The 14594-nt window shown below is 31.7% G+C and carries 15 protein-coding genes; 5 read left to right on the forward strand and 10 right to left on the reverse strand.

What is annotated here, in order from left to right; all coding sequences use genetic code 11:
• Positions 1–59 precede the first annotated feature (59 nt).
• The 4 genes from KA468_RS04590 to KA468_RS04605 form a co-directional block, all read right to left on the reverse strand.
• A complete protein-coding gene (locus tag KA468_RS04590; protein WP_291241756.1) occupies positions 60–2489 on the reverse strand; it encodes a ribonucleoside-diphosphate reductase subunit alpha in 2430 nt (809 codons plus the stop codon).
• A 176-nt stretch (positions 2490–2665) separates the two neighbouring features.
• Positions 2666–3475 carry a hypothetical protein gene (locus KA468_RS04595; protein WP_291241757.1) on the reverse strand — a complete coding sequence of 270 codons (810 nt, stop codon included), beginning with the start codon at positions 3473–3475 and terminating at the stop codon, positions 2666–2668.
• 13 nt (positions 3476–3488) lie between these two features.
• Positions 3489–4466, reverse strand: coding sequence for a ribonucleotide-diphosphate reductase subunit beta (locus KA468_RS04600; protein ID WP_291241758.1), 978 nt, complete (start codon positions 4464–4466; stop codon positions 3489–3491).
• A gap of 269 nt (positions 4467–4735) precedes the next feature.
• Positions 4736–5302: a DUF3109 family protein gene (locus KA468_RS04605; RefSeq protein ID WP_291241759.1), complete on the reverse strand. Its 567-nt coding sequence runs from the start codon at positions 5300–5302 to the stop codon at positions 4736–4738.
• 102 nt (positions 5303–5404) lie between these two features.
• Here KA468_RS04605 and KA468_RS04610 point away from each other — a divergent pair, with 102 nt between their 5' ends.
• From KA468_RS04610 to KA468_RS04620, 3 genes are read left to right on the forward strand one after another with little or no spacing between them, the layout of a single operon-like run.
• On the forward strand, positions 5405–5977 hold the full coding sequence (locus KA468_RS04610; protein ID WP_291241760.1) for a MarC family protein: 573 nt from the start codon (positions 5405–5407) through the stop codon (positions 5975–5977).
• Between the two features lie 54 nt (positions 5978–6031).
• Positions 6032–6226 carry a hypothetical protein gene (locus KA468_RS04615; RefSeq protein ID WP_291241761.1) on the forward strand — a complete coding sequence of 65 codons (195 nt, stop codon included), beginning with the start codon at positions 6032–6034 and terminating at the stop codon, positions 6224–6226.
• A 1-nt stretch (position 6227) separates the two neighbouring features.
• Entirely contained in the window at positions 6228–6836 is a 609-nt protein-coding gene (locus KA468_RS04620) for an NAD(P)/FAD-dependent oxidoreductase (RefSeq protein ID WP_291241762.1), read from the forward strand.
• Positions 6837–6840: 4 nt separating this feature from the next.
• On the opposite strand, the gene KA468_RS04625 is transcribed toward KA468_RS04620, so the two are convergent.
• The 5 genes from KA468_RS04625 to fbp all read right to left on the reverse strand — a co-directional run bounded on the left by KA468_RS04625 (position 6841) and on the right by fbp (position 11365).
• Positions 6841–7545 (reverse strand): hypothetical protein, encoded by a 705-nt coding sequence (locus KA468_RS04625; protein WP_291241763.1) that lies wholly within the window; start codon positions 7543–7545, stop codon positions 6841–6843.
• 85 nt (positions 7546–7630) lie between these two features.
• Positions 7631–9220, reverse strand: coding sequence for a S41 family peptidase (locus tag KA468_RS04630; protein ID WP_291241764.1), 1590 nt, complete (start codon positions 9218–9220; stop codon positions 7631–7633).
• On the reverse strand, positions 9213–9644 hold the full coding sequence (locus KA468_RS04635) for a dCMP deaminase family protein (RefSeq protein WP_291241765.1): 432 nt from the start codon (positions 9642–9644) through the stop codon (positions 9213–9215). The genes KA468_RS04630 and KA468_RS04635 overlap by 8 nt, the downstream gene beginning before the upstream one ends.
• Before the next feature lie 43 nt (positions 9645–9687).
• Positions 9688–10278: a HupE/UreJ family protein gene (locus KA468_RS04640; protein WP_291241766.1), complete on the reverse strand. Its 591-nt coding sequence runs from the start codon at positions 10276–10278 to the stop codon at positions 9688–9690.
• Positions 10279–10357: 79 nt separating this feature from the next.
• Entirely contained in the window at positions 10358–11365 is a 1008-nt protein-coding gene (gene fbp, locus KA468_RS04645) for a class 1 fructose-bisphosphatase (protein WP_291241789.1), read from the reverse strand.
• 235 nt (positions 11366–11600) lie between these two features.
• Here fbp and KA468_RS04650 point away from each other — a divergent pair, with 235 nt between their 5' ends.
• Both KA468_RS04650 and KA468_RS04655 read left to right on the forward strand, forming a co-directional pair.
• Positions 11601–12089, forward strand: coding sequence for a GNAT family N-acetyltransferase (locus KA468_RS04650; protein ID WP_291241767.1), 489 nt, complete (start codon positions 11601–11603; stop codon positions 12087–12089).
• Between the two features lie 51 nt (positions 12090–12140).
• Positions 12141–13391 (forward strand): aspartate kinase, encoded by a 1251-nt coding sequence (locus KA468_RS04655; protein ID WP_291241768.1) that lies wholly within the window; start codon positions 12141–12143, stop codon positions 13389–13391.
• A 73-nt stretch (positions 13392–13464) separates the two neighbouring features.
• On the opposite strand, the gene bioB is transcribed toward KA468_RS04655, so the two are convergent.
• The gene (gene bioB / locus KA468_RS04660) at positions 13465–14547 is read right to left on the reverse strand and encodes a biotin synthase BioB (protein WP_291241769.1); all 1083 of its coding nucleotides are present in this window, start codon (positions 14545–14547) and stop codon (positions 13465–13467) included.
• Positions 14548–14594 lie beyond the last annotated feature (47 nt).

Raw genomic sequence — 14594 nt, forward strand, 5'->3', positions numbered from 1 at the left:
AAAAAAACAGTCATTAAAAATAATGACTGTTTTATATAATATAATTTATGTTTTTCTACTTATGAACCACACATTTCGCAATCTTCTGGACCAGCATTTTTAGCCAATTCAATCATCGCTCTGTATTCTTCCGCAGACATTGCATTAGTGGAAACTGGCTCCACCGCTTGCACAACTTCCAATTGTTCTTTAGGTTGAATGTTTTGTATCGGTTCTGCTTTTTTATCGTTGTTTAAAGTAAATTTAATCGCATCAACTGCCGCTTTTGTTCTTAAATAATACATTCCTGTTTTTAAACCTGATTGCCAAGCGTAAAAGTGCATTGACGTTAATTTTGCATAATTTGCATTTTGCATAAATAAGTTTAACGACTGCGATTGATCTACGAAATACCCACGGTGACGCGACATATCAATAATGTCTTTCATAGACATTTCCCAAACGGTTTTGTATAATTCTTTTAAATCTTGAGGGATATTTAAATTTTGAACTGATCCGTTTTCACGCATTAATTCTTGTTTTAAATCTTCTGTCCACAAACCTAATTTTACTAAATCTTCCAGTAAATGTTTGTTTACTACTATAAATTCACCTGATAATACTCTACGTGTATAAATGTTTGAAGTATACGGTTCAAATGCTTCGTTATTTCCTAAAATTTGAGAAGTAGAAGCCGTTGGCATTGGTGCTACTAACAATGAGTTACGTACTCCAAATTCCATTACTTCTTTTCTTAAACTCGCCCAATCCCAACGACCAGATAAATCTGAATCTTGAATTCCCCATAAATTGTGTTGAAATTCTCCTTGAGAAATTGGAGAGCCTTCAAAGCTGGAATAAGGTCCTTCTTCTTTTGCCATTTCCATAGAAGCAGTAACTGCTGCAAAATACATAGTTTCAAAGATTTCTTGATTTAATGTTTTTGCTTCATCACTTGTAAAAGGTAATCGTAACATAATAAATGCATCGGCTAAACCTTGTACGCCTAATCCGATTGGACGGTGACGCTTATTTGAATTTTCTCCTTCAACAACTGGATAATAATTTCTATCAATTACTTTATTTAAGTTTTTAGTTACACGTTTGGTAACGGTGTAAAATAATTCGTGATTAAATGCTCCATTTTCAACAAACATAGGTAATGAAAGTGAGGCTAAATTACAAACAGCAATTTCATCTTTGGAAGTAAATTCCATTATTTCGGTACATAAATTCGAAGAACGAATGGTACCTAAATTTTTCTGATTTGATTTTCTATTTGCTGCATCCTTGTACAACATATATGGTGTTCCAGTTTCAATTTGCGATTCAAGAATTTTTTCCCATAATTCGTGTGCTTTGATGGTTTTTCTTCCTTTTCCTGCTGCTTCATACGACGTGTAAAGTGCTTCAAATTCTTCACCGTGCACATCATATAAACCTGGACATTCATTTGGACACATTAAGGTCCAGTGTCCGTCTTCTTGAACACGTTTCATAAATAAATCTGATGTCCACATTGCGAAAAACAAATCACGAGCACGCATTTCTTCTTTACCTGTATTCTTTTTCAAATCTAAGAAATCGAAAATATCAGCGTGCCAAGTTTCGATGTAAATGGCGAAACTTCCTTTACGTTTTCCACCACCTTGATCTACGTAACGCGCCGTATCATTAAACACACGCAACATAGGAACAATTCCGTTAGAAGTTCCGTTAGTCCCTCGAATATATGAACCTGTGGCACGTACGTTATGAATTGATAATCCAATTCCACCAGCAGATTGAGAAATTTTTGCGGTTTGTTTTAATGTGTCATAAATACCATCGATACTATCGTCTTGCATAGCTAAAAGAAAACAAGATGACATTTGAGGTTTTGGCGTACCTGCATTAAATAATGTTGGTGTAGCGTGTGTGAAGAATTTTTTCGACATTAAGTCGTAGGTTTCTAACACTGCTGGTAAATCATTTAGGTGAATTCCTACAGAAACACGCATTAGCATATGTTGCGGACGCTCAACAATTTTTCCGTTAATTTTTAATAAATACGAACGTTCCAAAGTTTTAAATCCGAAATAATCGTAGTTAAAATCTCTGTTATATATGATATGAGAATTTAAATATTCTGCATTTTCTTGAATTACTTTATGTACTTCTTCTGATAAAAGAGGTGCTGCTTGATTGGTTCTTGGATTTACATAATGATACATTTCACTCATCGTTTCCGAGAAGGATTTGTTGGTGTTTTTATGTAAATTGGAAATGGCGATACGAGCTGCCAATTGTGCGTAATCAGGGTGAGCAATAGTCATTGAAGCGGCCGTTTCAGCTGCTAAGTTATCTAATTCTGAAGTAGTTACCCCGTCGTACAATCCTTCAATAACTCGCATAGCTACTTTTACAGCATCTACTAAATCATTTAAACCATAACACAGTTTTTTAATTCTGTCTGTGATTTTGTCAAAACTTACTGGCTCTTTGTGGCCATCTCTTTTAATTACGTACATAGTTTTTGTTTTTTTGAAACAGCAAATCCCTTTACTGATTCGGGTTATTTGTAATACTTATTTTTTTGCCAGTAAGAAGGGCTTGTCGCTTTTTAAGAACAAAAGCAACTTACGTTTTAGGAAAAGTGAATAGCAGGATTTGGGGAAATCTGTGTTATAATACTAAAATTTTTATTTTACTTACAATTTTGATAATCAGTGATTAAACTATCAATAAAATTAAAATCATAATAATGAATGGTAAGTAAATCAAGTTGCTTATCTTTTGGAAGTTTTCTAAATTCTTTTTTTAGTAACTTCTCCTTATTTTCAAAATCTTTGTCCCTGTTTTTATATTTTTCCATCATAATATCTATTTTAGTAATCATTTCTGGACAATCTTTAAACAAATCCTTTAATGGATTACCCATTCTTATAAAAACCTTTTTCCAAAAATCTTTTTCTAACAAGATATCTGAAAGAAACTCATCTGTATTTCCGTAATTTATAGCGTAGTTTTCATTAGCGTTTTGATAATAAAACCTTTCTGATCGGGTAATATGAACTCCATATCTTCCCGAAGACCAATCCTTTTCAAGATACTTGAATCCGTAAATATTAATTTTACCTTCTTTTAAAAGTGGCAAATAAACTTTTTTACTTTCGCTTGCTATTGTTCCATCTTTATTAACTTCCCTTAAAAATATGACTTTAAAGATTTCTAAGGTTTTGTCATCATTAATTAAAGAAACTTGGTCAACATCATCAATAAAAATCTTTTTTTCTTCTCCTTCTTTGCTAGATTTAAATATTAAGAACTTATCGTCTAAATTCAAATCTTTCTCTAAAGACTTAGAATACTGTTTAAAAAACCATCTTTCCTCTAAGAAAGATTTAATCAATCCTGTTTCCTCGTGTCCATCATTGAATTTTACAATCCCTTCAATGAATTTTGCATTAGCAACCAAACTAAACAGTAGTAGGATATGTAAAAATATTTTTTTCATAAATTATATCAAATTAAAAATCAGCGTCAAAAGTAATTTTTTGTGCCTCAGTATCTGTATTCATAACACCTGCTTTTTGGTATTCGGCTACTTTTTTCTCAAAGAAATTGGTTTTTCCTTGTAACGAAATCATATCCATAAAATCAAACGGATTTGAAGTATTGTATTCTCTATCGCATCCTAATTCTACTAATAATCTATCTGCTACAAATTCTAAATATTGCGTCATTAATCCAGCATTCATTCCAATTAATGAAACAGGTAACGATTCTGTAATAAATTCTCTTTCGATATTTAACGCATCAACAATAATGGTTCTGATACGATCTTTTGAAACTTTATTAACTAAATGGTGGTTATGTAAATGCACAGCAAAATCACAATGAACACCTTCATCACGAGAAATTAATTCGTTAGAAAAGGTTAAACCTGGCATTAATCCACGTTTTTTCAACCAGTAAATAGAACAAAATGCTCCAGAGAAGAAAATACCCTCTACAGCAGCAAAAGCAATTAAACGTTCTGCAAAAGAATCCGATTCGATCCATTTTAAAGCCCAATCTGCTTTTTTCTTGATTGCAGGAAATACATCTAAAGCATTGAATAATTCGTTTTTCTCAGCTTCATCTTTTACATAAGTATCAATTAAAAGCGAATAAGTTTCAGAATGGATGTTTTCCATCATAATTTGGAACCCATAGAAAAATTTAGCTTCCGCATATTGCACTTCATTTACGAAATTTTCAGCTAAATTTTCATTTACAATTCCGTCAGAAGCTGCAAAAAAGGCTAAAATGTGTTTGATGAAGTATTTTTCATCATCAGATAACTTATTATTCCAATCATTTAAATCTTGAGACAAATCAATTTCTTCAGCTGTCCAAAAACTGGCTTCCATTTTTTTATACCATTCCCAAATATCGTGGTGTTTGATAGGAAAAATTACAAATCTGTTTTTGTTTTCTTGTAAAATTGGCTCAACGATTGACATAAGTAATTGATTTTTTTAATTTTTAGCGAGATACATTCTCTATATTTTTAACTCTACAAATTTCAATAAATCAATTGAATAATAAAAGTCAAACTTATTCACAATTTGACTAAGTTTTTAACAATCATACATTATTACAAAAATTAAAAATATTTTTATAATTATTTGATTATCAATATATTAAACAACGTTAAACAAAATAAAAAAATCGGGTTAATCAGCTGAAAACACAACTACTAACACGATTTTTTGAAGTGTTTTTTTGAGGTCTATTTTTTTAAATCTTCGGCTACTTTTTCTAATTCTTCGTACCATTCGATTCCAAATTTTCTAACCAAAGCTTCTTTTACAAATTTATAAACAGGAACTTGTAATTCTGCTCCTAAAGCACAAGCGTCAGAGCAAATATGCCATTTATGATAATTTACCGCCGAAAAATCGGAATATTCTTTTACTCGAACAGGATATAAATGACACGATACTGGTTTTTTCCAACTTACTTCTCCTTGATTATAGGCTTGTTCAATCCCGCAAAGTGCGGTTTTATTGTCGAAAATCACATACGCGCAATCTTTCCCATCAATTAATGTAGTTTCTAATTCGCCATCCGTTCCGATAACGTGTGTTCCTTGTGCTTCAATAGCCGCAATACCTTCTTTTCGTAAAAAGGGTTTCACTTTCGGATAAATAGCTGCTAAAATTTGAGTCTCTTCTTGGGTTAAAGGAGCACCCGCATCGCCATCTACACAACACGCGCCTTTGCAAGCAGATAAATTACAAACAAAATCTTTTTCTAAAATTTCTTCAGAAACAATGGTTTTTTGAAGTTGAAACATATTTATTTTATTTAAAGCGCAAAGATAGGAATTAAATACGGCAAATTTCAATTTGAAAACACGCCAATTGAACTTAATCCGTATCTTTGCAAAAAACATTTTATGATTGACTGGAAAGAAGTTTTTACCATATCGATGATATTATTTGCTGTAATTGATATTTTAGGGAGTATTCCTATTATTGTAGATTTACGAAGTAAAATTGGACATATACAATCAGAAAAAGCAACTATAGTTTCAGCTATCATTATGATTGCCTTTTTATTTGTGGGAGAAGAAATATTAAAATTAATTGGTATTGACGCCAACTCGTTTGCTGTTGCAGGTTCGTTTGTGCTTTTTTTCTTAGCTTTAGAAATGATTTTAGGGGTACGATTATATAAAGAAGATAATCCATCTACTGCTTCCATAGTTCCTATCGCCTTTCCATTGATTGCCGGTGCAGGAACTATGACGACTTTATTGTCTTTACGAGCGGCTTACGATAAAATTAACATAATTATTGCCATTTTAATTAACGTTATTTTAGTATATGGTGTATTAAAATCGTCCGGTAAGATTGAAAAATTATTAGGTGTAAATGGTTTAGGTGTAATTAGAAAAGTTTTTGGCGTAATTTTGTTAGCCATTTCAATCAAGCTATTTGCAGCTAACGTAAAAGGATTGTTTATATAAATTTAGAATAAATCGTTGCCATCGAGAACCTCAGGCGACTAAAAAAAATGAAAAATGAAAATATTTAGTTACATTATTATCGCATTATCAGTAATCACAATTATTTTTAATGCTACAAAAATTGATTTTGAAAAACCATTTGAAGGAGAAAGTACAATTGCTATAATTGGAATTATTGCTTCATTTTGCGCTATCCTTATCGTAACACTTTTTAGAGTTGCGAAAAAAGTAGTAGAACAAACAAAATAATATGTTTGACGTTTTAATAATTGGCGGCGGAGTTTCTGGAGTTTCAGCTGCATTAATTTTTGGTTCAGCTAAAGAGAAATCTTTTATGATGGACAAAAAAATCGGAATTATTGCACATCAGAAAGCCTCTTCTTTACAAAACGCCTTATTTAATAATGCATACGGAATTGCGCCTGGAACTTTAGGTCGTAATTTATTAAATTGTAGTTTGGAACATTTACAAAATTTATATCCACAAATTTTACAATTTGAAAACGAGAAAGTTTTGAAAATTTCTGGTGAATTTGGTAACTTCACAATTACTACAAATAAAAACACCTATCATTCAAAACTAATTATGATTGGTATTGGCGCTGGAAATCCATTTACGATTGAAGGATTGGAAAACTACATTATTCCACACAAAAAAGCAGCACCTGAGAAAAATAGAATTCAGTTAGAAAATAATGATCATTTGGTAACTGAAGGTATTTATGCTATCGGAACTTTGGCTGGACATAGAAGTCAACTTGTTATTGCTGCTGGAAGTGGCGCAAGTGCTGCAACCGATGTATTAACTTTATGGAATGATGGAAAACCTGTTCAGGTTCACGATGCTGTGAAGGAATAATTTGTTATTTTTGATATAGTTTTTTAAATTCTTCAGATTTTTCAATTAAAAATTGTAGCAAAATTAATTTATCTGAATTTTCAACTGCTTCTTTTGATTTGGAATCAAAACTACAATAATTTAGAAATTCTTCAATTTCTTCTTGTTTTAGCTTCAAACTCTTAATTAAAAACTCATTACTATAACTTTGAGCTGTAAAAGTTCTAAACTGAACAGGCTCTTTTGGTTTAAAAGCGACTTTATCTTTATTCTTAAATAGTTTTTTAATAAGTCCGAAAACTTGAAAAAAGTCTACTGGTGTATTTACAGTTCCATCCGAAAAACTCACACTTGGTTTGTTATATGGAATAACAGGCATTCCTGTTTTCAATCCTTTTAAAAAAGGTTGTTTTTTTTCGACCAAAACTTCTTCAATCTTAATTGATTTTTCGGATAATTTAATTTCTAAACTTTTAGAGTAATCAAATAACGAATCCACATATATTTTTACGACATCATAATTTTTATGGTAAAATGTAATCCAATTTCCTGTTGCAGCTTTTATTTCAAAAGCACCTTCTTGATTTGTATTTATAACTTCTTTGCTATTTGTATTAATTACCTCAACATTATGAATTGGTAAATTATTAACCCGAACATTTCCTTTTATATTTTGAGAAAAACAAATTTGAAAACAACAGAAAAGAAATAGCGTAATTTTAATTTTCATACATTAAGTTTAGAAAATCAAAAATAAACTATTTAAAATAGCCATCTGTTAAGCAAAAGACAAAGTATGTAAAGGTTTTCTTAAATTATTTTTGCTTTTCTAACACTTTAGTAATCATTTTGTCTTTTGGAAGTACAATTTGATAATACGAAGTGTCATTAAATAATTGTTTAGAAAATTCAGCATATAAATACGTTAGCACTTGTTCCTTTTGATTAGAAATATTAAAAAGCAAGCCATTTGAAGCAATATACTCTTTAAATTGAGAAAAATACTTGTCCTTTTTAAACAATTCGTTTTTTAATTGTGTCGCATTCATTTTACTGAAAAATGCTCGATTTTCATCTAATTTTTCAAAAGCATAATAGCTCATTATTTCCGATTGCAGAAGTAATTCTAAACCTTCTTTATTGTGATTTTTTTCAATCGGTACAAATACATCAGGGATAATTCCACCACCGCCGTATACTATTCTGCCTTTTTTGGTTTTAAATTTTAAACTATCGGCTACTTTAATGCTATCTGCTTCGTATAATTCGCCACTTAAAAAACGCTTTTCAAATTCGTTAAAATACTTTTCGCCTTTGTCTTCATAGGGTTTTTGAATACTTCTACCTGAAGGTGTGTAATATCTTGCAATGGTTAATCGTACTGCAGAACCATCATTCATTTTCATTTCGCGTTGCACCAATCCTTTTCCGAAAGAACGACGTCCAATTATAGTTCCTCTGTCGTTATCCTGAATGGCACCTGCGAAAATTTCACTTGCCGAGGCACTATTTTCATCAATTAATACATACACACGTCCTGTTTCAAAAATACCTTTTGAAGTAGCGTAAGACACATCTACATTTCCTTTTTTATTTTTTGTTTTAACGATTACTTGCTTGTCTTTTAAGAATTCATCGGCCATTGCAACAGCCATTTCTAAGTAACCGCCACCATTTTCTCTTAAATCAATAATTACTTCTTTAATTCCTTGCTTTTTTAAAGAAACTAAAGCGTTATGAAATTCACTATAAGTAGTTTCGGCAAATCGATTTACTTTAATATAACCTGTTTTATTGTTTATTTTTGTGGCAACATCTATACTTTTAACTGGAATTAAATTTCTAACAACTGTTACTTTAAATTTTCTGTTTTCAGATTTTCTATACACTACCAAATTAACAGGCGTATCAATTTCGCCTTTTAAAATTGGAAATAAATTTTCTGATTGGTATTTTTTTTTGAAAAGTTGCTTATTATTAGCAAATAAAATTCTATCTCCTGATTGTATTCCTGCTTTTGCAGAAGGTCCGCTTGGAATGGGTTTAATAACAGTTAACGTGTCTTTATACATATAAAAATTTACGCCAATGCCTACAAAATTTCCTTCCATACTTTCATTTACAGCCGCCAATTGTTCTTTTGGAATATAAATAGAATGGGGGTCGAGATTTTCTAAAATTCCGGAAACTGTTAAATCTACAATAGAATCGGTATTTACTTCATCTATATATTCTTTATCAATAAAATCAAGTAATTTATTAAGCTTTAATTTTCCTGCAGATTTTGAACCTAAGTTGGTTTGTTGTAAAACATCTAATTTACTTCCCAATAGCATTCCACCCGCAAAGGACAAGGCGATGATTATAGGTATATAAATATAAAATTTATTTTGATGTTTACTCATAAATTTCTTGCAAATGTTCGGCTTCTACACCTGCTTTTCTTAAAAAATCTACACCTGAAGTGTCTTTGTATTCATCTAAATACACCACACGTTTTATACCAGATTGATGAATTAATTTGCTACACTCTTTACAAGGTGAAAGGGTAATATACAAAGTAGCCCCTTCACAAGATTGTGTAGAACGCGCCACTTTTAATATGGCATTTGCCTCTGCGTGAAGTACGTACCACTTTGTTAGATTCTCTTCATCTTCACAACAATTTTCAAAGCCACTTGGTGTACCATTATAGCCGTCAGAAATTATCATTTTATCTTTAACAATAATAGCCCCTACTTGTTTACGTTTGCAATAAGATAATTTTCCCCATTCTGATGCGATGCGCAAATAGGCTAAATCGTATTTTAATTTTTTCTTTTCTTTCATTGTTTAGGTGAAGGGTTTAGGGTAAAAGGGAAAAGGTTCCGTTTTACTTAAAAATTTCGCTTTGTAATATCATTGGCAAAACTACACCAATTATACATCCTGACAATACCAAAGCCCAATCTCTTTTTGAAAAACGAAAAAAAGTTTGAAGAATATACGCAAGAAGCAATACGGCAAGAACCACAATTAGTTGAGCGGCCTCAATTCCTAAAGCAAATTCTAATAAAGGCACTAACTTAGTCATTCCAGAACCTACCATTATGGTATTAAAATAATTTGAAAATCCAAGCCCGTGAATCAATCCGAAACACACTGTTACTATTGCTACAAAAGTTATAGTGTCTTTTTTTGCCGATTTGCCAGCGGTAAACAAATGATATAAAGCAGTGATTAATATAGTGATTGGAATTAGGAATTCTACAACAGTTACCGAAATAGAAACCACCCCAAAAACAGATAAAATCAAGGCTAAAGTATGTCCTAAAGTAAACAAACTTACCAATAAAAACACGCGTTTCCAATCTTTAAAGGTGTACGGAATTAGTAACGCAATTAGAAAAACGATATGATCATAAGCCGCGATATCTAACACGTGCTTTAGTCCCATATTGAAATATATTAAAAATTCTTGCATACCATTTCTTTTAAAAGGTTTTTCAAACTTACAGAATTTTTAGGAAATAAAAAAGCGACATTTCTGTCTCTTTGAATTTTTATTTAGCTTGTTCCATAAATTCCTCTGCTTTTTCTACCATACTTTTTACGCCGCAGAAAAACGGAACGCGTTGGTGCAATTCGGTTGGGATAATTTCCATAGTTCTACCAAATCCGTCAGAAGACTTTCCTCCTGCTTGTTCGGCAATAAATGCCATTGGATTGCATTCGTATAACAAACGTAATTTTCCTTTTGGCGCTTTAGAACTGGTTGGATAAATATAAATGCCACCTTTTATCATATTTCTATGAAAATCAGATACTAAACTTCCTATATATCTTGAGGTATATGGTCGGTCGTTTTCTTCTAATTGGCAATATTTTAGGTAATTTTTCACCCCTTGAGGAAAATGCACATAATTTCCTTCATTTATAGAATAAATACTTCCATTTTCTGGAAATTTCATATTGGGATGCGACAAATAAAACGTTCCGATAGCTGGATTTAAGGTAAATCCGTTAACGCCACAACCGGTTGTGTATACCAACATAGTTGACGTACCATAAATAACATACCCAGCAGCTACTTGATTGATTCCTGGTTGTAAAAAATCTTCTAAAGTTACTGGTGTTCCAACTGGTGTAATTCTTCTGTAAACTGAAAAAATTGTTCCAACGGATACGTTAACATCAATATTTGAAGAGCCGTCAAGCGGATCCATTAATACCACATATTTGTTATTATGACTTTTATCTGAACCTGCTACGGTTATAAAATCGTCGTTTTCTTCAGACGCAATTCCGCAAACAATTTCTCGGTTTATTAATGTTTGAATAAATACTTCATTGGCATAAACATCCAGTTTTTGTTGGTCTTCACCTTGAATGTTTTGATCTCCAGCAGCACCTACAATATCCACTAAACCTGCTTTGTTTACTTTGTAGTTGACTACTTTTGCTGCTAAACGGATGGAGTTGATAATTCGGGATAATTCGCCAGACGAATATTGAAATGCATTTTGATTTTCGATGATGTATTCACCTAAGGTTTTGTTGCTTTGTTCCATTACGAAATCGATTGAGTTGAATTGTTGCACAAATATCGTTATTTTTGTGATAATGCGAAATTAATTTAGAAAGTTGTTTGTGTATATGTATTTTTGCAGAAGAATGTATTGAAAAACGTATGTAAAATAGCCCTGATTGCAACGGCATCCTTTTTATTTTATGTTGACTGAGGCTCTCGAAGGCAACATAAAATAAAAAGATATAGTGGAAAGCAGGAAATAGCTTCAAGAAAAAATGATTATAAGAAAAGGAATACCAGAAGATATGCCAGAAGTTTTGGCTTTAATTAAAGAATTAGCTATTTTTGAAAAAGAACCGAATGCGGTGGTTGTAACTGTAGAAGATTTAGTGCGAGATGGCTTTTCTGAAAATCCATTATTTTATACTTTTGTAGCAGAAGTGCAAAATGAAATTATTGGTGTAGCTTTGTATTATTATCGATTTTCAACATGGAAGGGAAAAACCATCCATTTAGAAGATTTAATAGTTAGAGAAAAAAACAGAGGAACTGGCGCTGGATTTGCATTATATACCGAAATTATAAAACAAGGCAAAAAAGATAACGTAAGACGAATAGAATGGAATGTGTTAGATTGGAACACACCTGCAATTGAATTTTACAAGAAAAGTGGAGCATCTGTTTTAGATGATTGGCGCGTGGTTCATATGGATGAAATAGGAATTGAGACATTTATAAATAATATAGAAAAAACAACGAATTAAAATTCAATAATCATTTGGGATTTGAAATTTTAATATTGTAATTGATAAGTTATGAAAATATTTAAATTTGGGGGCGCTTCTGTAAAAGATGCTGCAGGAATAAAAAACGTATTAAATGTATTACAAACCGTTGGTTACGAAGATGTAATGTTAGTGATTTCCGCTATGGGAAAGACTACAAATGCACTTGAAGTAGTAATTAAAAATTACTTTGAAAAGTCGAACGAATTATATGCTTCTTTACAAGACATCAGAAAATATCACAATCAAATTTTATTAGATTTATTTGATGATGAGGAGCACGAGGTGTTTTTTGACGTAAACACGCATTTTGATGATTTAGAATATTTTGTTAGAAGCAATAAATCTCCAAATTATCCTTTTGTGTACGATCAAATTATTAGTATTGGAGAAATGGTTTCTACCACAATTGTGAGTCATTATTTAAATGCTGCAGGAATTACAAACCAATGGTTAGATGTGCGTCATTATATTAAAACGGATGCTAATTACAGAGATGCCAATGTAAATTGGGAATACACTCAAAAATTGATTTCTAAAATAAATAGAAAAAAATCGTTGTTTATAACCCAAGGATTTATTGGTGCAGATGAAAATAACTTTACTACTACGTTAGGTCGTGAAGGATCGGATTATACGGCTGCCATTTTTGCTTACTGCTTAGGTGCAGAAAGTGTGACGATATGGAAAGACGTTCCTGGTGTTTTAAATGCCGATCCAAGGTATTTTGAAAATGCTGTGTTACTAAATCAAATTTCGTATAGAGAAGCAATAGAATTGGCCTTTTATGGCGCAAGCGTAATACATCCAAAAACGTTACAACCTTTACAAAAAAAAGAAATTCCGTTGTATGTAAAATCATTTCTAAACCCAACATTACCAGGAACTAAAGTAGGAACTGGCGTAGATTTAGAACCTAAAACATCTTGTTTTATTGTAAAGAAAAATCAAATTTTAGTATCGCTTTCCTCAATTGATTTTTCATTTATAATGGAAGAAAATATTAGTGAAATATTCGCTTTATTTCATAAACATAAAATTAAAGTAAGTTTAATTCAAAATACAGCTATTAGTTTTTCCGTTTGCATTGAAGACACCTTTGATAAATTTAAAGATTTGAAAACCATTTTATCAAAAAAATTCAAAGTTTCTTATAATGAAAACGTTTCTTTATACACCATTCGTCATTTTGATGCCATTTCAGCAGAAGTAATTGAAAAAGACAAGAACGTTTTAGTAAAACAAATTAGCCGCGAAACGTTGCAAATTGTAACGCAGTAAATTTTTTACAGATAATTAAAAAATCCCATACCTAAAAAGGCATGGGATTTTATATTTCTTTAGAATTTATAGCTTACTTTTTTCCAGAAGCTTCTAAATTTCTTTCAATTTTATGCTCTGGTCGACTCCATTTTGGTTTCTCGCCTAAAGCTTCAAATTTAGAATCTTGTGCTTCTACTGTTTCAGGTTGCATTTTTTTAATGAATGGTTTTTGCGGATTTAATCCAAGCATTTCAAACATTTTCATATCCTCATTTACATCAGGATTTGGTGTAGTAAGCAATTTATCACCTGCAAAAATAGAATTGGCACCTGCAAAGAAACACATCGCTTGTCCTTCTCTACTCATATTGGTTCTTCCTGCAGATAGACGTACTTGCGTTTCAGGCATAATAATTCTTGTAGTAGCTACCATACGAATCATTTCCCATATTTCAACAGGTTTTTCATCTTCAAGTGGTGTACCTTCAACCGCAACTAAAGCATTAATTGGCACCGATTCTGGTTGTGGGTTTAATGTAGAAAGTGCTACTAACATACCTGCTCTATCTTCAATGCTTTCACCCATTCCAATAATTCCACCGCTACACACCGTAACATTGGTTTTCCTAACGTTTTCAATAGTTTCAAGTCTGTCTTCAAAACCACGAGTTGAAATTACTTCTTTATAATATTCTTCAGAGGAATCTAAATTATGATTGTAGGCATATAATCCTGCTTCTGCTAAACGATGTGCTTGATTTTCAGTTATCATACCTAAAGTACAACATACTTCCATATCCAATTTATTAATGGTACGAACCATTTCTAACACTTGATCAAATTCTGGACCATCTTTAACATTACGCCAAGCCGCACCCATACAAACACGAGAAGAACCTGAAGATTTGGCTCTTAAGGCTTGTGCTTTTACTTGTGAAACAGACATTAAGTCATTTCCTTCAATATCGGTATGATATCTTGCCGCTTGCGGACAATACCCACAATCTTCAGGGCAACCACCCGTTTTTATAGATAAAAGTGTAGACACTTGAACCGTATTAGGATCGTGATATTTTCTGTGAATTGAAGCCGCATCAAACAACAAATCCATTAATGGTTTATTGTAAATAGCAATTATTTCTTCTTTCGTCCAGTTATGTTTGGTAAGACTCATAAAATCATAAATTAATGCCTCAAAAGTACTAATTTACATTTGAAGAA

The organism is Flavobacterium sp. (assembly GCF_017985075.1).
In the GTDB taxonomy this organism is placed as follows: Bacteria; Bacteroidota; Bacteroidia; order Flavobacteriales; family Flavobacteriaceae; genus Flavobacterium.

Bases quoted from the DNA above. Each gene is read 5' to 3' on its own strand.
- KA468_RS04640 (WP_291241766.1), bottom strand. From the start codon at position 10,278: ATGCAAGAATTTTTAATATATTTCAATATGGGACTAAAGCACGTGTTA.
- KA468_RS04625 (WP_291241763.1), bottom strand. From the start codon at position 7,545: ATGAAAATTAAAATTACGCTATTTCTTTTCTGTTGTTTTCAAATTTGT.
- KA468_RS04605 (WP_291241759.1), bottom strand. From the start codon at position 5,302: ATGTTTCAACTTCAAAAAACCATTGTTTCTGAAGAAATTTTAGAAAAA.
- KA468_RS04630 (WP_291241764.1), bottom strand. From the start codon at position 9,220: ATGAGTAAACATCAAAATAAATTTTATATTTATATACCTATAATCATC.
- KA468_RS04610 (WP_291241760.1), top strand. From the start codon at position 5,405: ATGATTGACTGGAAAGAAGTTTTTACCATATCGATGATATTATTTGCT.
- KA468_RS04620 (WP_291241762.1), top strand. From the start codon at position 6,228: ATGTTTGACGTTTTAATAATTGGCGGCGGAGTTTCTGGAGTTTCAGCT.
- KA468_RS04590 (WP_291241756.1), bottom strand. From the start codon at position 2,489: ATGTACGTAATTAAAAGAGATGGCCACAAAGAGCCAGTAAGTTTTGAC.
- KA468_RS04635 (WP_291241765.1), bottom strand. From the start codon at position 9,644: ATGAAAGAAAAGAAAAAATTAAAATACGATTTAGCCTATTTGCGCATC.
- bioB (WP_291241769.1), bottom strand. From the start codon at position 14,547: ATGAGTCTTACCAAACATAACTGGACGAAAGAAGAAATAATTGCTATT.
- KA468_RS04655 (WP_291241768.1), top strand. From the start codon at position 12,141: ATGAAAATATTTAAATTTGGGGGCGCTTCTGTAAAAGATGCTGCAGGA.
- KA468_RS04650 (WP_291241767.1), top strand. From the start codon at position 11,601: ATGATTATAAGAAAAGGAATACCAGAAGATATGCCAGAAGTTTTGGCT.
- fbp (WP_291241789.1), bottom strand. From the start codon at position 11,365: ATGGAACAAAGCAACAAAACCTTAGGTGAATACATCATCGAAAATCAA.
- KA468_RS04595 (WP_291241757.1), bottom strand. From the start codon at position 3,475: ATGAAAAAAATATTTTTACATATCCTACTACTGTTTAGTTTGGTTGCT.
- KA468_RS04600 (WP_291241758.1), bottom strand. From the start codon at position 4,466: ATGTCAATCGTTGAGCCAATTTTACAAGAAAACAAAAACAGATTTGTA.
- KA468_RS04615 (WP_291241761.1), top strand. From the start codon at position 6,032: ATGAAAATATTTAGTTACATTATTATCGCATTATCAGTAATCACAATT.